Below are 674 nucleotides of genomic sequence, written 5' to 3' on the forward strand. Positions count from 1 at the left end.
TACCCCACTCTCAACTTCGAAAGTGATTGAAAAAAGAAGAGCACCTCACTAATCTATTGTTTTCGACCAAGAATACAATGGAGTTGTGAGATGCCCATAGACGAATTTATCATCAATATCTATTTAATGGTAGAGCAATATTACAAAATAGTCGTCACCAAACCCTTGCGAAGTGCAGGTTACGCGCCAAAGCTAAGTGATCCTGAGGTTATTTGCATGGAGATGGTCGGTGAATTTTTACACCTTGATCAAGACAAACAAATTTGGCAATACTTTACCCAGCATTGGCAAGACTGGTTTCCAGCCATCGGCTCATACCCTAACTTCGCAAAGCACTGCGCCAATCTGTGGCAAGTCAAACAGCAGATACAAGATAACGTCAGTCAAATTGAAGGCCGTGACAACATTCATTTTATGGATGGCTTTTGGGTACCCGTCTGTCATTATGGACGCGCTTATCGGCATAAGAATTATCAAGACTTAGCAGCTTTTAGCTACTGTGCCGCTAAGCAAGAGAGGTACTATGGCTTTGAAGGCCATTTGCTTGTTAACTTATCGGGCATGATTAAAGGCTTTACCTTTGCTCCTGCCAATGTTGATGAAAGAGCGGTTGCCCCAGAAATCACCACTCATATTCATGGGCTACTTGGCGCTGATAAAGGGTATATCAGCCC

General features: G+C 43.0%; 1 protein-coding gene. It reads left to right on the top strand.

The genetic code is table 11. From position 1 onward, the window contains the following. Nucleotides 1–90: 90 nt before the first annotated feature. A partial coding sequence (locus tag CXF58_RS01235; RefSeq protein ID WP_102076327.1) for an IS982 family transposase occupies nt 91–674 on the top strand: 584 nt, incomplete at its 3' end.

It is taken from the genome of Psychrobacter sp. Sarcosine-02u-2, assembly GCF_002836335.1.
GTDB classification, from domain to species: domain Bacteria; phylum Pseudomonadota; class Gammaproteobacteria; order Pseudomonadales; family Moraxellaceae; genus Psychrobacter; species Psychrobacter faecalis.